Here is a 23,012-nt window from a genome sequence, read left to right as displayed (position 1 = left end):
ACCGGCGTTGCGCATTCAGGCCCGGTTCACCAGGAACCGGCGCCCGCCCCCCCCTCGGCCGCCTGTGCCAGGAACAGCTGGGCATGACGCCCATGGCGGCGATCAACGCGCGCCTGGTGCTGGAAGCCAAGCGCGAGCTGGCCCACTCGCGCCAGAGCATCAAGGCCATCGCCCACGACCTGGGCTTCTCCGACGTCGGCTACTTCAGCCGCTTCTTCCGCAAGCACACGCAGTTGTCGCCCAGCGAGTTCCGCGGCCAGGGCGCCGCCTGACGCGGCCTGCAACCCTCATATTCAATTAAAGAATAATAAAATCTTAATTTATTCTTTTTTACCTCAACCTCGATTCCTCTATAACTGCGCAGGAATCGACGGCCGCTCCACTGTTGCCCTGCCAACAGTTGCCCAGCAGCAACTAGCCGCCAGCCAACAGTTCGCCCAGCAACACTTGATGAATACCCATACCAATCAATGACTTGAGTCCTGGCACAGGTCTTGCGAAACCCGACCTGAACCCGCCCTGCCGGCAGGGCAACAGCACAGGAAACCGAACATGACTGCCCCCTTGAAAGTGGTCGCCGTATCCGGCGGCGCCTATCGCCCCTCGCGCACCCTGGTCCTGACCGAGGCCATCCTCGCCGAGATCGGCCGCCACCTGGACGCCGAGGTCCAGCTCATCGAGCTGGCCGACATCGCCCGCCCGGTGGGCGGCGCCCTGAGCCGCGCCGAGCTGCCGGAAGAGGTAGAGGCGCAGCTGCGCGCCATCGAGGGCGCCGACCTGCTGCTGGTGGCCTCGCCGGTGTACCGCGGCTCCTACCCCGGGCAGCTCAAGCACCTGTTCGACCTGATCGGCCAGGACGCGCTGATCGGCACCCCGGTGCTGCTCGCCGCCACCGGTGGCAGCCAGCGCCACGCGCTGGTCATCGACCACCAGCTGCGCCCGCTGTTCAGCTTCTTCCAGTCGCTGACCCTGCCCCTGGGCGTGTACGCCAGCGAGGCCGACTTCAAGGACTACCGCATCAGCTGCGAACTGCTCCAGGCGCGCATCCGCCTGGCCGTGGAGCGCGCCCTGCCGCTGTTCGACGACCACCGCGCGCTGCGCCGCATCGCCTGAGGAGCCGCCCGATGAATTCGCCGGCACAAGCCTCCATCCTCAGCCCGCTGCAACTGGCCCGCCAGCTGGCGGCGGAATTCGCCGAAAGCGCCGTCGAGCGCGACCGGCTCGGCGGCACGCCGAAGGCCGAGCGCGACGCCCTGCGCCGCAGCGGCCTGCTCGGCCTGGTCATCCCCAAACAGTACGGCGGCCTGGGCGCCAGCTGGAGCGAGGCCCTGGAAGTGACCCGCGAGTTCGCCCGCGTCGACAGTTCCATCGCCCACGTGTTCGGCTTCCAGCACCTGATGCTGGCCACCGTGCGCCTGTTCGCCCGCCCCGAGCAGTGGCAGCCATGGTTCGAGCAGACCGCGCGCAAGCACTGGTTCTGGGGCAACGCCCTGAACCCGCTGGACACCCGCACGGTGGTGAAGAAGTTCGACGGCTGGCGCGAGTTCTCCGGCAAGAAGAGCTTCTGCTCCGGCGCCAGCGATTCGGAAATGCTCATCGCCTCGGCAGTGGACGAAGGCAACGGCGGCAAGCTGCTGATCGCCGCCATCCCCAGCGGCCGCACCGGCATCACCCTGCACGGCGACTGGGACAACATGGGCCAGCGGCAGACCGACAGCGGCAGCGCCACCTTCGAACGGGTGCGCGTGGAGGAATCCGAGCTGCTGCTCGACCCGGGCCCGCTGAGCACGCCCTTCGCCTGCCTGCGCCCGCTGATCGCCCAGCTGCTGTTCGCCAACCTGTTCCTCGGCGTGGCCGAGGGCGCCTTCGAGGAGGCGCGGCAGTACAGCCTCAAGGAAAGCCGCCCGTGGTTCCGCTCCAGCGCCCGCAGCGTCGGCGAGGACCCGTACGTGCTGCGCCACTACGGCGAGTTCTGGGTCGGCCTGGAGAGCGTGCGCCTGCTGGTGCAGCGCGCCGCCGCGCTGCTGGACGAAGCCTGGCGCAAGGAACACGCCCTGGGCGCCGAGGAGCGCGCGCAGCTGGCGGTGGCCATCGCCACCGCCAAGGTCGCAGCCAGCCGCAGCGGCCTGGACATCTGCAACCGCCTGTTCGAGGTCACCGGCGCCCGTGCCACCCATGCCTCGCTGCGCCTGGACCGCTTCTGGCGCAACCTGCGCACCCAGACCCTGCACGACCCGCTGGACTACAAGCTCCACGAGCTGGGGGACTGGGCGCTCAACGGCACGCGGCCGACACCCACCTTCTATTCCTGAGGCAGAGACATGCAACTGCTGACGCTACCCCCCTCCCCCGCACTGGCCACCTCGATCCGGGCGACCGCACAGGTCTTCGAAGACCCGAAATCGCAGGCGCTGCTCGCCCATCTGCAACAGGTCGCCCCCAGCGAGGCCAGCGTCCTGATCATCGGCGAAACCGGCACGGGCAAGGAACTGGTGGCGCGGCACATCCACAACCTCAGTGGGCGGCGCAACGGGCCCTTCGTCGCGGTGAACTGCGGGGCCTTCTCCGAATCGCTGGTGGAGGCCGAACTGTTCGGCCACGAGAAGGGCGCCTTCACCGGCGCCCTGAGCGCCAAGGCCGGCTGGTTCGAAGAGGCCAACGGCGGCACCCTGTTCCTCGACGAGATCGGCGACCTGCCGATGGCCATCCAGGTCAAGCTGCTGCGCGTGCTGCAGGAGCGCGAGGTGGTGCGCCTGGGCTCGCGCAAGAGCATCCCGATCAACGTGCGGGTGCTGGCGGCCACCAACGTGCAGCTGGAACGGGCGATCAACGCCGGGCACTTCCGCGAGGACCTGTACTACCGCCTCAACGTCGTCACCCTGCAACTGCACCCGCTGCGCGAGCGCCCCGGCGACATCCTGCCGCTGACCCGCCACTTCATCCGCAGCTACAGCGAGCGCCTGGGCTACGGCCAGGTGCAGCTCAGCGCCGAGGCCGAGCGCAAGCTGGTGGGCTACGGCTGGCCGGGCAACATCCGCGAGCTGGAGAACGTCATCCACCACAGCCTGCTGACCTGCCGCGACGGCCTGGTGCGCGAGGACGACCTGCGTCTGTCCAACCTGCGCCTGGAACGCCAGGAGGAAGCCCCCGCCGGCCATGCCGGCAGCCCCGCGGCCAGTGGCGGCGAGTCCGCCGAGGAACTGCTGCAGCGCGCCTTCCGCCGGCTGTTCGAGGAATCCGCCGGGGCGCTCTACGAACGCGTCGAGGAAAGCCTGCTGCGCGCCGCCTACCGCTTCTGCCACCACAACCAGGTGCACACCGCCAACCTGCTGGGCCTGTCGCGCAACGTCACCCGCACGCGGCTGATCGCCATCGGCGAGCTGGTGGTGAACAAGCGCCGCGGCCCGGAACAGGCGCTGGACAACCGCGTGGTGCGGCTGTCCATCTGAGCCCCGTCAGGCACTGCCCACCAGGCTGACCCGGTCGGCCAGCGCCTGCGCGCGCGCCACCACCGCCTCGCGCTCCGCCGCCGGCGCCGCCACGCGCAGCCGCAGGCTGCCCAGGGAGCGGCCCTGGATGCGCTCCAGGCTGGCCTGCACCAGGCGCACCTCGTAGCCCAGTTCGCGGCCGATGGCGGCCGGCTCCGGTTCGCGGGCGCTGGCGCCGCTGTAGTGCAGGTCCAGCAGCAGGCCCTCGCCCGCCGCTTCGCCGTCGGCATCATGGTGCAGCGTGCCGAGCAGGCTGCGCGTCACTTCGTGGCGCGGGTCGCCGAACACTTCCCAGACCTCGCCCTGCTCCACCACCCGGCCGCGCTCCAGCACCACCACGCGGTCGCAGAGGTCGCGGATGACTTCCATCTCGTGGGTGATGAGGACGATGGTCAGGCCCAGGCGGCGGTTGATGTCGCGCAGCAGCGCGAGGATCGACTGGGTGCTTTCCGGGTCCAGCGCCGAGGTGGCTTCGTCGCACAGCAGCAGGTCCGGTTGCAGCACCAGCGCGCGGGCGATGCCGACGCGCTGCTTCTGCCCGCCGGAAAGCTGCGCCGGGTAGGCCTCGCGCTTGTCCGCCAGGCCCACCAACTGCAGCAGTTCGGCCACCCGCCGCTCGCGCTCGGCGCGCGGCACGCCGGCCAGCACCAGGGGCAGCGCGACGTTGTCGCCGACGCTGCGCGAGGCCATCAGGTTGAAGTGCTGGAAGATCATCCCGGTGCGCCGGCGCAGCTGCGCCAGGCGCGCGTCGTCGAAGGCGCCGATGTCCTCGCCGTCGACCAGCACCTGGCCGGCGCTGGGCCGCTCCAGGCGGTTGAGCGAGCGCAGCAGCGAGGACTTGCCGGCGCCGCTGCGGCCGATGATGCCGAACACCTCGCCGCGGCGGATCTCCAGGTCGATGCCGTGCAGCGCCTGCACTTCCCGGCCGCCGGCCAGGTAGTGCTTGGCCAGGCCGCGCAGGCGGATGTGGGTGGCAGCCGCCAGGGGCTGCGAATGATTGAAGCTGACCATGGGTGCGTTCCTGCCGGGCGCGGCGCCCGTCCTGGGCGCCGCGCCGGATCACGTCAGAAGCCGGGGGCGATCTCGCCCTTGTAGCGGGTCAGGATGAAGTTGCGCACTTCCGGCGAGTTGAGCGCCTTGGCCAGCTTCTGGATGCCCGGGTCCTGGATGTTGTCCGGACGCGCCACCAGGAACTCGACGTAGAGGTCCTTGCCCTTCTCGACGATCAGCGCGCTCTTGATGTCGATGCCGGCTTCCAGCGCGTAGTTGGCGAAGACGAAGGCCAGGTCCACCTGCTTCACCGAGCGCGCCAGCATGGCGCCTTCCAGCTCGCGGATCTTCAGGTGTTTGGGGTTATCGACGATGTCGCGCTCGGTGGACTGCGGATTGCTCGGGTCCTTGAGCTTGATCAGCCCGGCCTCGGCCAGCAGCACCAGGGCGCGGCCGGTGTTCACCGGGTCGTTGGGGATGGCCACGCTGGCGCCATCGGGCAGCTCGGCCAGGCTCTTGTACTTGGCCGAGTAGGCGCCGAAGGGCTCGATGTGCACGCCCACCACCGGCACCAGGTTGGTGTGGCGGGTCTTGTTGAAGTCGTCGAGGAACGGGCGGTACTGGTAGTAGTTGGCGTCGAGGTTCTTCTTCGCCAGCTGCAGGTTGGGCTGGATGAAGTCGTTGAACACCTTCACTTCCAGGTCCACGCCTTGCTTGGCCAGGGCCGGTTTGACGAATTCGAGGATTTCCGCGTGGGGCACCGGGGTGGCGCCGACGACGAGGTGCTCGTTGGCGTGGGCGTTGATGGCTATTACGGCTGCCAGGGCGGCCAGGACTTTCTTCATGCTGTTTGCTCCGATCAGTGGTTTCTTGGAATGGCCGTCGTGGGTTGGACGTGGGGCCAGCGGCGGCGTTTTCCCGGCCGCCGCGAGCGGGTGTTTGGGTTCAGCGCCGGGTGTAGTGGCGCACCAGGCGGTCGCCGCTCATCTGCAGGGCCTGCACCAGCAGGATCAGCAGCAGCACGGTGACCACCATGACGTCGGTCTGGAAGCGCTGGTAGCCGAAGCGGATGGCCAGGTCGCCCAGGCCGCCGCCGCCGACCACGCCGGCCATGGCCGTGTAGTCGACCAGCACGATGGCGGTCACGGTGATGGCGGCGATCAGCCCGGTGCGCGCTTCCGGCAACAGGGTGTGGAAGACGATCTGCCGGGTGCTCGCGCCCATCGCCTGCACCGCTTCCACCAGGCCGCGGTCGACCTCGCGCAGCGAGCTTTCCACCAGCCGCGCGAAGAACGGCGTGCAGCCCACCACCAGCGGCGGGATGGCGCCGCGCACGCCCAGCGAGGTGCCGGTGAGCAGCTCGGTGGCGGGGATCAGCACGATCAGCAGGATGATGAAGGGCATCGAGCGCAACACGTTGGCCAGCACCGAGAGCACCCGGTACAGGCGCGGCGAGTCGAGCAGCTGGCGCTGGCCGGTGAGGTACAGCAGCACGCCCAGCGGCAGCCCGAGCAGCACGGTGGAGCCGAGGGCGGCGCCGAGCATGCTCAGGGTGTCCAGGCAGGCCTGGGCGATCTCGCTCCAGTCGACGTTGGCCAGCCACTCGTTCATCGCCGGGCCTCCTCACGCAGGGCGGCGACCGGGTGCGGCGCGGCCAGGCGGTCGCCGGCGCCGAACAGCTTGTGGCGCAGGGTGCCTTCGGCGTAGTCGCGCTTGAACAGGCCGCGGGCCTGCAGCTCCGGCACCAGCAGGTCGACCACCGCCTCGAAGGTTTCCGGCATGACCACGCCGGCCAGGTTGAAGCCATCGACGTCGGTTTCCGCCACCCATTCCTGCAACTGGTCGGCCACGGTCCGCGGCGAGCCCACCAGCACCGGGCCGTCGCCGCCGATGGCGCAGTAGTCGGCGATCTCGGCGGTGGTCCAGGTGCGCGTCGGGTCGGCGCGGGTGAAGGCTTCCACCGCCGACTGGATGGCGTCGCTGGGCACCTCGCGCAGCACCTGGCCGGGGGCGTATTCGGCGAAGTCGATGCCGGTCCAGCCGGACATCAGCGTCAGGGCGCCGCTGGCGCTGGCGTACTCGCGGTACTCGGCCAGGCGCGCCAGGGCCTCGGCGTCGGTCGGCGCGACTATCACCGTGAGCTGTTCCAGCACCAGCACGTCGCCCGGCTCGCGCCCGGCGGCGCGCACCGCTTCGCGCAGGTCGGCCACCTGCTTCTTCAGCACGGCTTTGCTCGGCGCGGCGACGAACACGCACTCGGCGTTGGCTGCGGCGAAGGCCCGGCCACGGCTGGAGGCGCCGGCCTGGTAGAGCACCGGGGTGCGCTGCGGCGAGGGCTCGCAGAGGTGGAAGCCGGGCACCTGGAAGTATTCGCCTTCGTGGCGGATGCCGTGGACCTTGGACGGTTCGGCATAGACGCCGCTGTCGCGGTCGGCGACCACGGCGTCGTCTTCCCAGCTGGTTTCCCACAGCTTGTAGCAGACCTGCAGGTACTCGTCGGCCAGGGCGTAGCGCTGGTCGTGGGACAGCTGGCGCTGCTGGCCGAGGTTGCGCGCGCCGCTGGCCAGGTACGAGGTGACGATGTTCCAGCCGGCGCGGCCGCCGGTCAGGTGGTCGAGGGTGGACATGCGCCGGGCGAAGGGGAACGGGTGCTCGAAGGACACCGAGGCGGTCACGCCAAAGCCCAGGTGGCGGGTGGCCGCGGCCATGGCCGGGACCAGTTGCAGCGGGTCGTTCACCGGCACCTGCGCGCCGCTGCGCAGCGCGGCGTCGGCATTGCCGCCGTAGACGTCATAGACGCCCAGCACGTCGGCGATGAACAGGCCGTCGAGCTTGCCGCGTTCCAGGGTCTTCGCCAGCTCGACCCAGTAGTGGATGTCGGTGTAGCGCCGCGCCTGGTCGCGCGGGTGGCGCCAGAGGCCAGGCGAGAGGTGGCCGACGGTGTTCATGGCGAAGGCGTTGAGGCGTATCTGCTTGCTCATGGCGCCCCCTCAGTTCCAGTCGTGGCGCGGCGGGCGCTTGCCGTTGAGCAGCCAGTTGCCGACCAGGTGGTACTTCCAGCGCACCGGGTCGTGCAGGGTGTGCACGCGGGCGTTGCGCCAGTGGCGGTCGAGGTTGTGCTTGCGCAGGGTGGAGCGGGTGCCGCCGAGCTCGAACAGCTTGTTGCTCGCCTCGATGGCGATCTCGGTGGTCAGCACCTTGGCCCGCGCCACGGCCAGGGAAGCGGCGGCCACCTTGTCCTCGTCGGGCGCCGCCTTGCCGGCGTCGAGCACGCGGCCGGCGCGTTCCAGCAGGGCTTCGGCGGCTTCCAGGCGGATGTCCAGGCCGCCGACCTGGATGATGGTCAGCGGGTCCTCGCTGGCCTTCTCCACCCCCGCATCGATCCACGGGCGCGCCTGCTCGCGGACGAAGGCGATGGTGTCGCGCAGCGCGGCGCGGGCAATGCCGGCGTCGATGGCGGCGGTGGTAATCTGGGCGAAGGGTCCGGCCAGGGTCGGGCTCTCGTAGGAGCGGTAGCTGGGGAACAGGTGGAAGGCCGGCACGCGCAGGCCGTCCAGTAGCACGCTGCCGCTGGAGGTGGTGCGCTGGCCGATGCTGTCCCAGTCGTCCACCACCGTCAGCCCGGCGCTTTCCCGCGGGACGAAGGCCAGCTGCGCGCGGTCCTGCTCGTCCAGCGCCAGCACGCCCAGCCAGTGCGCGTAGAGCGAGCCGGTGCAGTAGCCCTTGCGGCCGTCGATGCGGTAACCATCGCCCTCGGCGACCAGGCGGGTGCGGATGTCCTGGACGTTCTTGCCGCCGGTTTCCGACAGCGCGTTGGCGAAGCGGTGGCCTTCCAGCACCAGGGCGAAGAAGTGCCGCTTCTGCTCCTCGCTGCCCTGCAGGCGGATGTCCTCCAGCAGGCAGTAGTGGTTCTGCGGGATCTGCCCCAGGGACGGGTCGGCCGCCGAGACGATGGCGATGACCTGGGCCAGGGTGGCATGGGACACCTCGGCGCCGCCGTATTCGCGCGGCACCGTGATGCCCCACAGGCCGCTGTTGGAGAAGGCGTCGACGATCTCCACCGGCACCAAGCGGTTGAGGTCGCGCTCGGAAGCGCCGGCCAGCAGCAGTTCGGCGACCTCGTGGGCGACGCGGAGGGCCTCGGCATCGTCGCGGATGATCCGCGCGGCGGGGCGGTTGATCGGATAGGCAGCAGAAACGGACATGGTCTTCCTCGTGGCGAACAGTGGCCCGTGTGGGGCCGGGACCTCCCGGCAGCGGGCCCTGTCCTGGCTGAGCACGATCCATGCCCGAAATTTTCTTCCTATAAATCAGCCACTTAATGGTTAGCAAAGGCAGCCGAGTCGCTGGCCGGACACTGTTTGTTGAAGCACTGTCCGGCAGCCAACAGTTGCCCGTCAGGCAACAGCCTTGCGCTGCGCCTCGTCCTCCAGCTCGCGCACCAGGGGCAGGACCTTCTCGCCGAAGTACTCCACCTCTTCCTGGAAGTGCAGGAAGCCGGAGAGCACCAGGTCCACGCCCACCGCCTTGAGCGCGAGGATGCGTTCGGCGATCTGCCGCGGGGTGCCGATCAGGTTGGTCTTGAAGCCGTCGTTGTACTGCACCAGGTCTTCGAAGCTGGACTTCGCCCAGTTGCCCTCGCCTTCCGGGCTGGCGGCGCCGGCGTTCTTCACCTCGTGGCCGAAGGCGTTGACCGCCTCGGGGTTGGCCTTGTCGATGATTTCCTGCAGCACCGCGCGGGCCTCGGCCTCGCTGTCGCGGGCGATGATGAAGGCGTTCACCCCGATCTTCACCGCATGGCCGTTGGCCGCGGCCTTGGCGCGGATGTCGTCGACCTGGGCCTTGATGCCTTCCAGCGTGTTGCCATTGGTGAAGTACCAGTCCGACACCCGCGCGGCCATGTCGCGCGCGGCCCGCGAGCTGCCGCCCTGGAAGATTTCCGGGTGCGGGCGCTGCAGCGGCTTGGGCTTGAGGCTGTAGTCGCGGAAGCGGTAGAAGTCGCCGTTGAAGGTGAAGTTGTCCTGGGTCCAGATGCCCTTGAGCGCGCGGATGAATTCCTCGGAGCGGCGGTAGCGCTCGTCGTGCTCCAGCCAGGGCTCGCCGATGGCGTGGAACTCGCCCTTGAACCAGCCGGAGACGATGTTCACCGCGATGCGCCCGCCGGTCAGCTGGTCGATGGTCGCCAACTGCTTGGCCGCCAGCGCCGGGTTCCACGGGCCGGGGAGGATGGCGGCGATGACCTTGAGCTTCTCGGTGGCCGCCAGCAGCGCGTGGCTGATGGCCACCGACTCGTGCTGGTACTCGGCGCCGTAGCCGGCGGTGAAGCGGATCTGCGACAGGGCGTAGTCGAAACCGGCCTTCTCGGCGCTCTGCGCCAGCCGGCGGTTGTAGTCGAAGTCCCAGCTGGTGCGCTGCTCGATGTTGCTGACGACGAGGCCGCCGCTGACGTTGGGCACCCAGTAGGCGAAGCGGATGGGTTGCTGGCTCATGGTTCTGCTCTCCGGGAGTTGCATGCCGCGCAGCCAGGCGCCACGCGGCTTCCACCAGGGCCGGAGCAGCAACCGTGCCAGTGCCGGAAAGCCTTGCGGATCATGAACTTGCAACAGGCGCCGGGTTATCGTCCTGTCCGCGGCCGAGCAAGCTGCTGATGCGCTGTTGCCAGGTGAACAGCCGGGCGACGGAAATGTGCCGCCGCGCCCTGCAAGCGCCAAAGCACCGACTAGACTTGCAACTCCCGGCCCGTGCATTTTCCAAGGAGGCCATCGTGCGTACCTGTTTCGTACTGCTCCTCGTGGCCGGCCTGGCCGGCTGCGCGGCGGATGTGAAGCGCGCCGACGCGCTCTCCCCCATCAGCACCTATGCCGACACCCGCAACCGCCTGCTGGTGAACTTCCAGGGCGACCCCAGCGTGACCGCTACGCCGGGCTGGACGCGGCTGACCAGCGCCTGGCGGCGCATCCTGGCGGACCGCGCGGCCTCGTCCGACTACCAGCTGGGCGAGCAGGCCGGCGCGGTGACCCCCACCGCGCTGCCGGCGACGCTGCTGGTGGTGGAAGTCGACCGCCTGCGCCAGCAGGCCGACGGCGACGGCCTGGGCAAGGGCAGCCTGCGCGTCAACGTGCGCTTCACCGACGGCCCCAGCGGCCGGCTGATGGGCTCGCGCCGCTACGAGACCGACTCCGCCGAACCCGAGGCGCTGGAAGGCCAGCTCAAGGACATTTCCAAGGCGATCATCGAGGAAGTCGAAAGCGCCCAGCGCATTGCCAAGCGCGACCCGCTACCGGCAGCGCCCATGCCGGCCAGCACGCCGGCCGAGCAACCGGCCCGCCCCGCGCCGGCCCCGGCGCCCGGCCAGTCGGTGGCCAGCCGGGAGGCGGCGGCCAAGCCGGTGGTGGCGGTGGAGAACCAGGAGCGCCAGCTGCAGAAGCTGCAGCGCAGCAACCTGCCGTTCGACCAGTACCAGAACGAGTACCGGCGCATCACCTCGCAGTGAGCGCCGGCGCGCCTCAGTCGTCGTGCCAGTGGGCGTCGCTGTCCTCGTCGTCCCAGTCGTCCTCAGCGTCCTCGGGCTCGTCGCGCAGGCCGGTGGCGTCGTGCTCGAAATCCTCCGGGGAATCCTCGTCCCACTCGTGGTCGAGCAGGTGCTCGTGCTCCGGCTCGGGGAGGTCGATGTCGTCGTCGTGCATGGTGCGGTCTCGGCAGGCGGGGTGCGGCAGGCCTCAATGCTACGGCCTCGCCGGACCCGCGCAAAGCCTCGGCGGTCGCGCGGCGCGGCGCATTTGGCTATAAGTCAGAAGGAAGGTCATGACGTTTTCCTATGGGGGCGATGCCGTTTCCAGCATTGTGCGGGAAGCCTCGCTTGCCGATCCTGTCGCCACCCCGGGGTAATAGCCCTGCGCACAACAGCAGAAGGACATCCAGCATGAAGACCGTCGCACAGCTCCTCCACGCCAAGCAGAGCCAGCAGGTGCACACCATAGGCCCGCACGAGATGGTGCTCGACGCCCTGCGGGTGATGGCGGTGAAGAACGTCGGCGCCCTGCCGGTGGTGGACAACGGCCAGGTGGTGGGCGTGGTCAGCGAACGTGACTACGCGCGCAAGATGATCCTCCAGGGCCGCAGTTCGGTGGGCACCCCGGTCAGCGCCATCATGAGCTCGCCGGTGGTCACGGTGGATTCGCAACAGAACATCGACACCTGCATGAGCATCATGACCGAGCGCCACCTGCGCCACCTGCCGGTGGTGGAGAACGGCCAGCTGGTGGGCCTGCTGTCCATCGGCGACCTGGTCAAGGAAGCCATCGCCGAGCAGGCCCAGCTGATCCAGCAGCTGGAGCAGTACATCCGCGGCGAACAGTGAGCCGGCGGCGGCTGCGGCGGACGGCGCCATGACAGGGGCACGGATGGGGCATTAGAATTTGATTAACATCCGCGAACCGAACAAGTAGAACCCATGGAAAACCGCACCGCCCGCCTGACCGTCCTGATCGACCCGGTGAAGAAGAAGGCCTTCGAGGAACTCTGCGCCAGCCAGGACCTGACACCTTCCCAGGTGGTTCGCCAGTTGATCCGCGATTACCTGGAGAGCCACGGGGTGAGCTATGCCACGCAGCCGAAGGTGGGGGGGCAGGATTGAGGGCCGCCGGCCAGTCCGGAGCAGCCTGCCGGCTCGATCGCGGACGGAGTCCGCTCCTACGCCCGTGCCGCCCTGGGCCCGGTCTCGCCAGCGCTTTTCGTAGGATGGGTTGAGCCTGCGAAACCCATGCGGTTGCGGTGATGGGTATCGCTTCGCTCAACCCATCCTACGGACGTTGCGTTTGCCGGCGGGCGTAGGAACAACTGTCTTGCAAGCCGCGCCGGGGCGCTTTTCGTAGGATGGGTTGAGCTTGCGAAACCCATGCGGTTGCGCTGATGGGTATCGCTTCGCTCAACGCCATCCTACGAAAAGCCGTGCTTCCTGGAACCGTAGGAGCGGACTCCGTCCGCGATTGCTCCCAGGCGGCGCCGAACCCTCCCTACGAAGAAACCACCTCTTCCCCCCGCCCCTCGCAGGCCGCCAGCGCCATGGCAAAACTGGCATGGTAATTCCGCCGCCCCACCGCCTCGATGATCCCCGCCCGCACCAGCTTGTGCCGCACCCGCGGGTTGGCCTCGCAGAGCTTCACCGTCACCCCGCGCTTGCGCAGTTGCTGGATCATCTCCTCCAGCGTCTGCATCCCGGTGATGTCCATGAACGGCACCCGCCTCAGGCGGATCACCAGCAACTGCGGATCGCTGCGGGTCTGCGCCAGGGCGCGTTCGAAGGTTTCCGCCGCGCCAAAGAACAACGGCCCCTCGATGGTGTAGACCAGCACGCCCGGCGGCAGCGCGCCCTGCAGTTCGCCCCGCAGCTCAGCGCTGCCCTGCTGCAGCACTTCCACCGAGGAGGCCATGCGCCGCATGAACAGCAGCATGGCCAGGATCACCCCGATGTTCACCGCGATCACCAGGTCGCTGAACACCGTCAGGCCGAAGGTGATCAGCAGGATGGCCACGTCGGCCCTGGGCGCGCGGCGCAGCATGCGCACGAAGTGGCGGGCCTCGCTCATGTTCCAGGCCACCACGAAGAGGATCGCCGCCAGCGCGCACAGCGGGATGCTCGACGCCAGCGGGGCGAGGAACAGGATGATCAGCACCAGGGTCGCCGCGTGGGCCACCCCGGCGATCGGGCTGTTGCCGCCGTTGCGGATGTTGGTGGCGGTGCGGGCGATGGCGCCGGTGGCGGCGAAGCCGCCGAACAGCGGCGCCAGCAGGTTGGCGATGCCCTGGCCGACCAGCTCCTGGTTGGAGTCGTGGCGGGTGCCGGCCATGCCGTCGGCGACCACCGCCGAAAGCAGCGACTCGATGGCCCCGAGCATGGCGATGGCGAAGGCCGGGCCGATCAGTTCCAGCATCCGCGGCAGGCTGATCTCCGGCAGGCTCGGCACCGGCAGGCCGCGGGGGATGCCGCCGAAGGCGCTGCCAATGGTGGCCACGCCGTCGAACTGGAACAGCGCCTGCAGCATGCTGACCAGCACCATCGCCAGCAACGGCCCCGGCACCCGCCCCAGGTACGGCAGGCGCGGGCCGTAGAGCACCGCGGCCAGGCCTAAGAGGGCCAGCAGGGTGGTCGCCGGGTGCAGCTGCGGCAGCGCCTGCAACAGGTGCCAGAGCTTCTGGTGGAAGTGCTCGCCGCCCACCGCCGGCAGGCCGAAGAAGTCCTTCCACTGGCCGACCCAGATGATCACCCCGATGCCGGCGGTGAAGCCGACGATGACCGGGTCGGGGATGTACTTGATGACGCTGCCCAGGCGGGTGATGCCCAGCAGCAGGAGGATGACCCCGGCCATCAGCGTGGCCAGCTGCAGGCCGTCGACGCCGTAGCGCGCGGTGATGCCGGCGAGGATGACGATAAAGGCCCCGGTGGGCCCGGCGATCTGCACCCGGCTGCCGCCGAACAGCGACACCGCGATGCCCGCCACTATGGCCGTGTACAGGCCCTGTTCGGGCTTGACCCCGGAGGCGATGGCGAAGGCCATGGCCAGGGGCAGCGCGACCACCCCGACGATGACCCCGGCCAGCAGGTTGCGTGGCCAGTTCTGCAACTTCAGAAGCCCGGCCGCCCAGGCGTCACGTACGGCGATCATCGTCCACTCCTCCGCGGAAGAATGCGCATCAGATTAACATGCCATGTTAATGGACGTGTACTAGGCCAAAGTCCTGTCTTACGCCTTTCCCGGGGAGGCGCTACGCTTGCCCGAGGGCGCTGCGCAAACGCAAACGCTGCTGCATTTCTGCATACAGTCGCCACGGCGCCGGGCCGCGGGGCCCCATGCCGCGGGCTCCGCGTCCTGGCATGCAACCTGCCTGGGTAGACGACTGGCCGGCGCCCCGCGCCGGCCCCGTCATCCCCCATGGAGAATCCCAGATGGACCCGCTACGCCTGCTGCTCGACCGTGGCCTGCTGCTGGCCGACAGCATCGCCGCGGATGGCCGCTTCCTCGACGTCTCCGCCGAGCAGAGCGACCAGCTCGGCTACCCGCCCGGCGCGCTCCACGGCCAGGGCATGGAACAGGTCTACACCGCCGATTCGGTGCGCGCCCTGCAGCAGCTCTTCGCCAACCCGCCGGCCGACGAACGGGTGCAGGACCTGGAGCTGACGCTGATCCGCCACAACGGCGGCCTGCTGCCGGTGCTGGCCAGCGGCGTGCTGCAGTGGCGCGACGGCGAGCCGGCGCGCCTGCACCTGGTGAAGATGCCCCTGGGCGGCATCAGCCGGCGCCTGGGCGAGTTGCAGAACGCCAACGAAGTCATGAGCCAGATGCTCTACAGCGCCAAGGTGGCCTACTGGTGCATCGAGTTCGCCGAGCCGGTGGACGTGCGCCAGACGCCGGACGAGATCGTCCGCCAGGTGTTCGAGAACCGCTCCTACTGGCGCATGTGCAACCGCGCCATGGCGGCGATCTACGAGATGCCCGCCGACGTCGACTTCGGCCAGCAGCCGGTGCGCCTGTACTGGCCGCGCAGCCCGGCCAACGAGGAGTTCGTGCGGCGGCTGATCGAGGCCGACTTCCACGTCGACGGCGCGCTCTCGGTGGACCGCCGCCACGACGGCTCGCCGGCCTACGTGGAGAACGACGTGCGCGCCAGCATCCACAACGGCCGCCTGCTGCGCATGTGGGGCAGCCTGCGCGACGTCAGCCAGGAGCTGCGCATGCAGCACGACGCCGAGCAGCGCATCGAGGCCCTGCGCCGGGTGTTCGACGCGGTGCCCGACGCGGTGCTGGTGATCGACGAAGCCGCCCAGCCGCAATGGCGCAACGCCGCCTTCGAGCAGGTGTTCGGCATCACCCGCGCCGCCGGCGTGGCCGCCACCCTCGACCGCCTGCCGCTGCCCGAGCGCACCTGGCAGCGCCTGGAGCTGCCCGACCAGTACGGCCGCTACCGCACCTTCGACAGCCACTGCTCGCGCATCCTGATCCGCGAGAACCAGGCCTGGCGCGTGGTGGTGCTGCGCCCGGACGGCGTCGAGCGCCGGCCGGCAGAGCTGCACCCATGAGCGGCGAGGGCTTCTTCGCGCCGATGCGCATGGGCATGCGCTCGTCGGTCAACGTCAGCGCCGAGATGCTCGCCGCGCTGCTGGAGGCGCCGGCGCTGCACGCCCTGCTCGACGGCTTCGGCGAGGCGCTGATCGTCTGCGACGGCGACTCCCGGGTGCGCTTCCTCAACCTGGCCGCCGAGCGCATCAACCGCGTGGCGCGCCAGGACGTGCTGGGCCTGAGCGACAGCGATTTCTACCAGCGCTCGGCGCTGCAGTTCGACGACTTCCTGCAGGCCGTGCGCCGCGGCGGCAAGAGCGCGCTGACGCGCTCGCGCGACGGCCGGCTGTTTCTCACCCGCCTGCAGAGCGTGCCCGCCGGCGCCTACGAGAAGCCCTACACGCTGCTGATCCAGCGCGAATACGAAGCGCGCGAAAGCGCCGGCCGCAACACTCCGGCCCCATCGCTGGCGGACAGCCCGGCGAGCCTGGGCGACCCGCAGGACAATGCGCTGCACATGTCGCCGCTGCTCTCGGACATCGCCGACATGGGCGTGCGCGCCTTCCGCCGCCGCGCCCGCCTGCTGCTGCTCGGCGAACCGGGCGTGGGCAAGACCGCCATCGCCCGGCACATCCACCGCGCCGCCGGCTGGGGCGACCGGCCCTTCGTCGACGTCAACTGCGCGAGCATCCCCGAGACGCTGTTCGAGTCGGAGATGTTCGGCTACGAGCGCGGCGCCTTCACCGGCGCGCTGCAGCAGGGTAAGCGCGGCTACATCGAGAGCGCCGCCGGCGGCACGCTGTTCCTCGACGAGATCGGCGAGATCCCGCTGCAGGTGCAGGCCAAGCTGCTCAAGTTCCTCGACGACGGCACCATCCAGCCGGTGGGCTCGCCGCTGTCGAAGAAGGTCCAGGTGCAGGTGATAGCCGCCACCAACAAGGACCTCAAGGCACAGGTGTCCGCCGGCCTGTTCCGCGCCGACCTCTACTACCGCCTGGCCGTGCTGCCGGTGGACATCCCGCCGCTGCGCGCCCACCGCGACGACCTGCCGGTGCTGATGGACATCCTCCTGGCGCGCATCAACCGCGACCGCCAGCCGCCCCTGCGGCTGTCCACGTCCTGTCGCCAGCGCCTGCTGGGCCATGACTTCCCGGGCAACATCCGCGAGCTGGTGAACATCTTCGAACGCCTGGCGGTGCTGGCCGACGACGTCGCCGAAGAGCAACACCTGCCGCCGGAGCTGCTGGGCCAGGCCGTGTCAGCCGGGGAGGAAGAACCGCTGCCCTTCGCCAGCGCCGACGAACCGCTCAAGGCACAGGTGCAGCGCTTCGAGCGCCAGGTGATCCTCCAGGCCGTGCGCCTGTGCGGCAGCAAGCGCAAGGCGGCGCAGCACCTGGGGATCGACGTCGGGACCTTGATTCGGAAGTTGCAGAGGGATTGAGCGGCAGGCTGCTCCTTCTTTTGCAGGAGCCACTGCCTTGCAGGCTGCACCGAGATGCTTTTCGTAGGATGGGTTGAGCTTGCGAAACCCATGCGGTGGCGGTGATGGGTATCGCTTCGCTCAACCCATCCTACGGGGGTTGTGTTTGCCGGGTGCATTGGCATTGTTCTGACCTCCGTTCCCTCTCCCTAACCCTCTCCCTGAAGGGAGAGGGGACCGTTGGGCAGGGTTGGGTATTCTGGCGTCAGCCGGCAGCTCCAGTGGTTTCCAGCTGAAACCACTCTTCCTCTCGGCACGGACTAGCCCCCTCTCCCTTCAGGGCGGGGCGCGCAGCCGAGGGCTGGGGAGAGGGGCGGCGCCCAACCAACACACCGCCGCCCCAGGATAACCACCCCCACCAACGCTGCATTTCTGCCTATCCCCCTTGTCATTTCTGCTTACATTTCCTCCCCTCAAAAACAATAATCCATTAATTTTCAACAACTTAATTTCTTGGCACACCCTGTGCTCCACCTCCATCGACCCGTGACCGTGCGCGGGTCCTCGAATCGCGCCAGGCATCCCCGACCGGGGTTGCCGGCAGTTCTGGAGGCACAACAACAATGCTCATCACAGGTATCAAGAGCAGGCCGGTCTACGACGACCTGCGCCCGCTCGCCGGCAGCAACCACATAGTCGCAGGGCAAGGCAGCGGCGGCAGCGCCATGCTCCGGCTGCTGGCCGAAATGCCGCGCACCGCGCCCATCCGCGTGCTCTATTCCACCGAATCCTTCTCCGGGCAGAACCACCTGGCCGCGCTGCGCGACATCGCCGGCGTCGAGCTGAGCGTCTATCCGAGCAACCGCTCGCTGGTCGACGACCTGCACGCCCTGCTCGGCCAGTCGCGCATGGGCACCCGCCTGTACCTGGCCGGCTCGGAAAGCTTCATCGGCACCGCCATGCAGGCGGCCGACGCCATCAACCTGAACCGGGACGAGGTGCTGCGCGAGCACTGCGGCTCCTTCGTGCGCCGCGTCTGGTGCGTGCACTGCGACGGCTACACCGAGAACGTCACCCAGCGCGTGTTCATCTGCCCGCACTGCGCCCGCACCCTGGTGGTCCGCGACCACTACTCGCGCCGCCTCGCCGCCTTCCAGGCGGTCAAGGCCGACGCCGAAGTCCCCGGCGAGCTGCCGGCAGCCGAGGAGCTCGACACATGAGCCAGTCCAGCGGAACCCTCAACGTCCGCGTCGCCCGCATCGAGCAGGTGACCCCGGAGATCAAGCGCTTCACCCTGGTGCCGCGCGACGGCGGCCAGCTCACGCCCTTCTCCGGCGGCAGCAACGTGGTGGTGCTGATCCCCCACGACGGCGGCACCTACCGCAACGCCTACTCGCTGATGAGTTCGCCCTACGACGCCAGCGCCTACCAGATCGCCGTGCGCCGCGTGGAAGACGGCCGTGGCGGCTCCAGGCGCATGCACGATGCGGTGAAGGAAGGCGACGAACTGGAAATCCTCCGCCCGGTGAACCTGTTCCCGCTGAGCAAGCACGCGCGCCTGCACCTGTTCATCGCCGGCGGCGTGGGCATCACCCCGGTGTGCTCGCAGCTGGCCGAGCTGCGCCTGCGCGGCACCCCGTTCGAAGTGCACCTGGCGGTGCGCGGCGCGGAACACGCGCGCCTGGGCGAGGAGCTGGCGCGCGAATACGGCGACGCCGTGCGCCTGTACCGCGACGACCGTGGCGAGCGCCTGAATATTTCCGCCGTGCTGGCCGACCGCCCGCTGGGAAGCGACGTGTACGTCTGCGGCCCCGAGGGCATGATCCAGGCCACCATAGACGCGGCCCACGCCCATGGCTGGACCGACAGCCACATCCACTACGAGCGCTTCCTCGAACAGGGCAGTTCCGGCGAGCCGTTCAAGGTCACCCTGGCGCGCAGCGGCGCGACCATCGAGGTGTCGCCCGACCAGAGCCTGCTGGAAGCCGCCGAGGCCGCCGGCCACGAGATTCCCTACCTGTGCCGCGGCGGCGCCTGCGGCATGTGCGAGACCAACGTCCTGGAGCTGGACGGCGAGATCCTCCACACCGACGACTGGCTGTCCGACGAGGACAAGGCCGCCAACAAGAAAATCATGCCCTGCGTGTCGCGCGCCAAGTGCTCGCGGCTGGTCATCGACTGCTGAGCCGGAGAACGACCATGACCATCCAATTCCGCCCCGACGAAACCTACCGCGACGACTACACCTACGCGAACAGCCCCGCGTGCATCGCCCGCGCGCCCTTCCCGTTCCCGGACGACGAGTACATGTACTCGATGAACCTGGAACCCCACGTCAGCGTGGGCGACGGCGCCTTCCGCGCGGTATTCGACATCGATGAGCACTACATCAGCGAATGCCGCGACCGCGCCATCACCCTGGAGAAGGACCCGGGCATGCACTACGTCTCGGCGCCGCACATGATGGAGGCGCAGTGGGACCTGCTGGAACTGATCATGGAGTCCTACGCCAAGGACTACCCGGAGTACTTCGCCCTGGAGCGCGACGGCACCCGCTGGCACTGGACCAACAGGCTGCTGGGCATCGACGACACCTTCACCTTCGGCGACCCGGCCACCCTGCCCTACGAGCCGATGGAATACATCACCCGCCAGGCCCAGGGCGACTGGGTGCTGCAGGAAGAACGCGACGGCACCCTGTACTGGGGCGCCGGCATCGCCACCCAGCGCGCCGACTACTCGCTGCGCTTCAACCTGGGCATGGCCTGGCACGAGTACCACGGCCCGGTGCCGCTGGTGAAGGAAACCGGCATGCTCGACCGCGCGCTGAAGTTCCTCCTGCGCCTGCGCAACGGCCACCCGGTGCGCCGCCTGAACTGGTCGCTGACGGTCAACCCGCGCCTGGACGTCTCCGCCGAGAGCCTGCCGGACTGGGCCCCGGACCGCACCCAGGTGACCGCCGAGAACGCCGGCAAGCTGGTCTACCTGCGCATCGAGCTGCAGCCGCTGCACCGCCTGCCGCGCAGCAACGCCATCGTGTTCCCGATCCGCACCTACCTGCTGAACCTGGAAGACATCGCCACCAACCCGGTCTGGGCCAAGCGCATGCACCGCGTGCTCAAGTCCCTGAACCAGGAACTGGTGGACTACAAGGGCTTCACCCGCTACCGCGACGCGGCGGTGGAGTGGCTCTCGCAGTACGACGACGGCAAATAGGCGCCGCGCTTTCCATAACGACAATGAGCCCGTAGAGGGCAGCGGCGGATGCGCAAGCTCCGCCGCAGACAATCCGCCACTGCCCATTACCCCCTGAGAGGAAACAACGATGAGTGGGTCCCCTGCCAAGCGTGCCGCTGGCGTAACCGATTCCGATGCCGAGCAGCTCGCCGCCCTCGGCTACAGCTCGAACTTCGAGCGCAGCATGAGCCTGTGGGAGAACTTCTCCCTGGGCTTCACCTACCTGTCGCCGGTCGTCGGCGTCTACACCCTGTTCGGCCTGTGCCTGGCCGCCGGCGGCCCGCCGATGTTCTGGTCGTACCTGCTGATCGGCCTCGGCCAGCTGCTGGTGTGCCTGGTGTTCGGCGAGGTGGTCTCGCAGTTCCCGATCTCCGGCGGCGTCTACCCCTGGGCGCGGCGCCTGGTGGGCAAGCGCTGGGCGTGGATGGTCGGCTGGGTGTACGCCTGGGCGCTATGCGCCACCATCGCCGGCGTCTCGGTCGGCGCCGGGCCCTACCTGGCCGCGCTGCTGGGCTTCACGCCGAGCGCGGACGTCAGCATCTACATCGCCCTGGTGCTGATCCTGGTCTCCACCGGCCTAAACCTGGTGGGCACCAAGCTGCTGGCGCGGGTGGCCATGTTCGGCTTCCTCTGCGAGCTGGTCGGCGCCATCCTGGTCGGCGGCTACCTGCTGATCTTCGAGCGCCACCAGCCGTTCAGCGTGCTGTTCGACACCTTCGGCCTCGGCGCGGCGCAGGGTTCCTACCTGCCGGCGTTCCTCGCCGCCTCCCTGGCCGGGCTGTTCCAGTACTACGGCTTCGAGGCCTGCGGCGACGTCGCTGAGGAAACCCCCAACCCCGGCAAGCGCATCCCCAAGGCCATGCGCATGACCATCTACATCGGCGGCGCCGCCGCGATGTTCGCTTGCCTGGCGCTGATCCTCTCGGTGCCGGACATGCACAAGGTGCTCGCCGGCGAAGACACCGACCCGGTCGCCACCATCCTGGCCAACGCCTTCGGCCCGCTGGGCTCGCGCCTGGTGATGGCGGTGGTGCTGGTGTCCTTCGTGTCCTGCGTGCTCAGCCTGCAGGCCGCCGCCAGCCGCCTGCTGTTCGCCTACGCCCGTGACGAGATGATCGTCGGCAGCCGCGTGCTGCAGCGCCTGTCGGCCAACCAGGTGCCGTCCGCCGCGTTGCTCGTCAGCGGCGTGGTGCCGGCGGCGATCGTCTGCCTGGGCCTGTTCATGGCCGACGCCACGGCCACCATCGTCGGCTTCGCCGCCATCGGCATCTACGTCGCCTTCCAGCTGATCGTGGTCGCCGCGCTGATCGCCCGCGCCAAGGGCTGGGTGCCCGGCGGCCAGTTCAGCCTGGGCCCCTGGGGCACGCTGGTGAACGTCGCCGCGCTGGTCTACGGCGCCGGCGCCATCGCCAACATGGTCTGGCCGCGCAGCCCCGACGCGCCCTGGTACATCAACTACTCGATGATCCTCACCACCGCCGTGGTGCTGGGCGCGGGCGTGCTCTACATGCTGCTGGCCAGGCCCTACGACAAGGGCACCGCGCCGGCCGGCGACGCCCACCGGATCTCCGGCCGCCAACGATCCGTGCGCGCGACTGGCGCGCTTGCCGAACCGGCTTGATCGCAACCCTGACGCAATTCGGGCCATACGCCTGAGGGGCGCGTCCGGCGCCACGCGGGGTCCCCTCCCCGCGCCGGCGCCACGCGGTTTGCGAACGGGCCTGCCAGCCCCGCGCTTGGCAGGCCCGGTTTTTTTCCGCACTACGCCAGGCTTGACCACGGCGTGGCCGCAACCTTGGCTCAACGCGCAATCCACAACAGGCACAGCGACAAGGTCAGCAACGACCCCAGCGTCGACAACAGAATGCTGCGCGACACCACCGGCGCCTCGCGCTTGTAGTACTCCGCCAGCATGTACGGCCCGGTGCCGGTCGGCAGCGCGCTGAGCAGCAGCGCCGAATCCGCCCACAACGGCGGCAGGGCGAACACCTTGTAGGCCAGCACGCCGGTCAGCAGCGGCTGCCCCACCAGCTTGACCAGCACCAGCGGCCAGGCGCCCACCTGCGGGCCCTCCTGCTTCTGCGCCAGGAACAGGCCGAGCGAGATCAGCGCGCAAGGCGTGGTGGCCGCCGCCAGCAGGTCGAGGAAATGCACCACCGGCTCGGCCAGCCCCAGGCCGCTGGCCGCCCACAGGCCACCGATGATCGGCGAGACCACCAGCGGGTTCTTCAGCAGCGCGCGGCTCACCACCAGCACCGCGCGGCCGACGTGCTTCTCGCTCTGCAGGCCGACCTCGATGCACACCACGGCGACGGCGAACAGCACGCAGACCACCAGCAGCGAGGCGATCAGCGCCGGCTCCAGGCCGTCCTGGCCGAACACCAGCAGGCACAGCGGGATGCCCATGTAGCCGGTGTTTGCGTAGGAGGCGCTGAGCCCGTCGATGCTCGCCGCCGGCAGCTCGCGGCCCTGCCACATACGCCAGGCCAGGGTGGCGACGAACACCAGCAGGCAGCCAGCGGTAAAGGCAGCGAGGAAGCCCGGCTGCCAGATTTCCGCCCAGGTGGAGGTGGCGGTGACCTTGAACAGCAGCGCCGGCAGGCATAGCCAGACCACCAGCTTGTTGATCTCCGACGCCGCGCCCTCGCCCAGGCGGTTGGTCCTGCGCGCCAGCCAGCCGGCCAGGATCAGCGCGAAGATGGGCAGGACGACGGCGATCACGGTGTGCATGGCAAGCTCGGCAAGGCGTTGTTATAGGAGGGCTGGCGAGCATAGGATTGCCGCATCGATACCGTCCAATGCTTGTTGAGAGCCCAATCG

The 23,012-nt window shown here is 69.0% G+C and carries 21 protein-coding genes and 1 pseudogene; 13 read left to right on the top strand and 9 right to left on the bottom strand.

The annotated features are described in order from the left end of the window. Positions 1-53: 53 nt before the first annotated feature. The 4 genes and pseudogenes from RN02_RS10875 to RN02_RS10860 form a co-directional block, all read left to right on the top strand. Positions 54-272 (top strand): annotated as a pseudogene (locus tag RN02_RS10875) (helix-turn-helix domain-containing protein); the annotation flags it as partial. Between the two features lie 280 nt (positions 273-552). Then, on the top strand, positions 553-1,113 hold the full coding sequence (msuE, locus tag RN02_RS10870) for an FMN reductase (protein ID WP_043314498.1): 561 nt from the start codon (positions 553-555) through the stop codon (positions 1,111-1,113). Between the two features lie 11 nt (positions 1,114-1,124). Then, positions 1,125-2,312, top strand: coding sequence for an acyl-CoA dehydrogenase family protein (locus RN02_RS10865; RefSeq protein WP_043314496.1), 1,188 nt, complete (start codon positions 1,125-1,127; stop codon positions 2,310-2,312). 9 nt (positions 2,313-2,321) lie between these two features. Beyond that, complete coding sequence (locus tag RN02_RS10860) at positions 2,322-3,449, top strand: sigma-54 interaction domain-containing protein (RefSeq protein ID WP_043314495.1); 1,128 nt, start codon at positions 2,322-2,324, stop codon at positions 3,447-3,449. A gap of 6 nt (positions 3,450-3,455) precedes the next feature. On the opposite strand, the gene RN02_RS10855 is transcribed toward RN02_RS10860, so the two are convergent. The 6 genes from RN02_RS10855 to sfnG form a co-directional block, all read right to left on the bottom strand. Further along, positions 3,456-4,499 carry a methionine ABC transporter ATP-binding protein gene (locus RN02_RS10855; RefSeq protein ID WP_043314494.1) on the bottom strand — a complete coding sequence of 348 codons (1,044 nt, stop codon included), beginning with the start codon at positions 4,497-4,499 and terminating at the stop codon, positions 3,456-3,458. Between the two features lie 53 nt (positions 4,500-4,552). Beyond that, positions 4,553-5,323, bottom strand: coding sequence for a MetQ/NlpA family ABC transporter substrate-binding protein (locus RN02_RS10850; RefSeq protein WP_043314493.1), 771 nt, complete (start codon positions 5,321-5,323; stop codon positions 4,553-4,555). A gap of 100 nt (positions 5,324-5,423) precedes the next feature. Further along, positions 5,424-6,089 (bottom strand): methionine ABC transporter permease, encoded by a 666-nt coding sequence (locus tag RN02_RS10845; protein ID WP_043314492.1) that lies wholly within the window; start codon positions 6,087-6,089, stop codon positions 5,424-5,426. Then, on the bottom strand, positions 6,086-7,459 hold the full coding sequence (locus tag RN02_RS10840) for an LLM class flavin-dependent oxidoreductase (RefSeq protein ID WP_043314490.1): 1,374 nt from the start codon (positions 7,457-7,459) through the stop codon (positions 6,086-6,088). Before RN02_RS10840 ends, RN02_RS10845 begins: the two co-directional genes overlap by 4 nt. Before the next feature lie 9 nt (positions 7,460-7,468). After that, a complete protein-coding gene (locus tag RN02_RS10835; RefSeq protein WP_043314489.1) occupies positions 7,469-8,683 on the bottom strand; it encodes an SfnB family sulfur acquisition oxidoreductase in 1,215 nt (404 codons plus the stop codon). Between the two features lie 192 nt (positions 8,684-8,875). After that, positions 8,876-9,967: a dimethylsulfone monooxygenase SfnG gene (gene sfnG / locus RN02_RS10830; protein WP_043314487.1), complete on the bottom strand. Its 1,092-nt coding sequence runs from the start codon at positions 9,965-9,967 to the stop codon at positions 8,876-8,878. Positions 9,968-10,242: 275 nt separating this feature from the next. Here sfnG and RN02_RS10825 point away from each other — a divergent pair, with 275 nt between their 5' ends. Beyond that, entirely contained in the window at positions 10,243-10,971 is a 729-nt protein-coding gene (locus RN02_RS10825) for a hypothetical protein (protein WP_043314486.1), read from the top strand. 13 nt (positions 10,972-10,984) lie between these two features. Here RN02_RS10825 and RN02_RS10820 read toward each other — a convergent pair whose 3' ends face one another. After that, positions 10,985-11,164 carry a hypothetical protein gene (locus RN02_RS10820; protein WP_009615004.1) on the bottom strand — a complete coding sequence of 60 codons (180 nt, stop codon included), beginning with the start codon at positions 11,162-11,164 and terminating at the stop codon, positions 10,985-10,987. A gap of 236 nt (positions 11,165-11,400) precedes the next feature. Between RN02_RS10820 and RN02_RS10815 the strand changes: the two genes are divergently transcribed. Further along, positions 11,401-11,838 carry a CBS domain-containing protein gene (locus RN02_RS10815; protein ID WP_043269727.1) on the top strand — a complete coding sequence of 146 codons (438 nt, stop codon included), beginning with the start codon at positions 11,401-11,403 and terminating at the stop codon, positions 11,836-11,838. Between the two features lie 93 nt (positions 11,839-11,931). Continuing rightward, complete coding sequence (locus RN02_RS10810) at positions 11,932-12,114, top strand: ribbon-helix-helix domain-containing protein (protein ID WP_009615001.1); 183 nt, start codon at positions 11,932-11,934, stop codon at positions 12,112-12,114. A 379-nt stretch (positions 12,115-12,493) separates the two neighbouring features. On the opposite strand, the gene RN02_RS10805 is transcribed toward RN02_RS10810, so the two are convergent. Continuing rightward, positions 12,494-14,143 (bottom strand): SulP family inorganic anion transporter, encoded by a 1,650-nt coding sequence (locus RN02_RS10805; RefSeq protein ID WP_043314483.1) that lies wholly within the window; start codon positions 14,141-14,143, stop codon positions 12,494-12,496. Between the two features lie 281 nt (positions 14,144-14,424). Between RN02_RS10805 and RN02_RS10800 the strand changes: the two genes are divergently transcribed. From RN02_RS10800 to RN02_RS10775, 6 genes are all read left to right on the top strand, one after another. Beyond that, positions 14,425-15,555, top strand: coding sequence for a PAS domain-containing protein (locus RN02_RS10800; protein WP_043314481.1), 1,131 nt, complete (start codon positions 14,425-14,427; stop codon positions 15,553-15,555). Further along, positions 15,552-16,976, top strand: coding sequence for a sigma-54 interaction domain-containing protein (locus RN02_RS10795; protein WP_043314479.1), 1,425 nt, complete (start codon positions 15,552-15,554; stop codon positions 16,974-16,976). Before RN02_RS10800 ends, RN02_RS10795 begins: the two co-directional genes overlap by 4 nt. Positions 16,977-17,578: 602 nt before the next feature. After that, complete coding sequence (locus RN02_RS10790) at positions 17,579-18,175, top strand: dimethylamine monooxygenase subunit DmmA family protein (RefSeq protein ID WP_043314477.1); 597 nt, start codon at positions 17,579-17,581, stop codon at positions 18,173-18,175. Further along, the gene (locus RN02_RS10785; protein WP_009614991.1) at positions 18,172-19,140 is read left to right on the top strand and encodes a PDR/VanB family oxidoreductase; all 969 of its coding nucleotides are present in this window, start codon (positions 18,172-18,174) and stop codon (positions 19,138-19,140) included. Before RN02_RS10790 ends, RN02_RS10785 begins: the two co-directional genes overlap by 4 nt. 14 nt (positions 19,141-19,154) lie before the next feature. After that, positions 19,155-20,171 carry a heme-dependent oxidative N-demethylase family protein gene (locus RN02_RS10780; RefSeq protein ID WP_043314475.1) on the top strand — a complete coding sequence of 339 codons (1,017 nt, stop codon included), beginning with the start codon at positions 19,155-19,157 and terminating at the stop codon, positions 20,169-20,171. 109 nt (positions 20,172-20,280) lie between these two features. Next, positions 20,281-21,813, top strand: a complete 1,533-nt coding sequence (locus RN02_RS10775; protein WP_043314473.1) for an APC family permease — start codon at positions 20,281-20,283, stop codon at positions 21,811-21,813. Between the two features lie 179 nt (positions 21,814-21,992). Here the strand turns inward: RN02_RS10775 and RN02_RS10770 are convergent, their stop codons facing one another. Beyond that, positions 21,993-22,922, bottom strand: coding sequence for an AEC family transporter (locus RN02_RS10770; protein ID WP_043269744.1), 930 nt, complete (start codon positions 22,920-22,922; stop codon positions 21,993-21,995). Positions 22,923-23,012 lie beyond the last annotated feature (90 nt).

The sequence above is a fragment of the Pseudomonas sp. PI1 genome (genome assembly GCF_000812405.1).
GTDB lineage: Bacteria > Pseudomonadota > Gammaproteobacteria > Pseudomonadales > Pseudomonadaceae > Pseudomonas > Pseudomonas citronellolis.
This window is presented reverse-complemented; position numbering and strand designations above follow the sequence as displayed.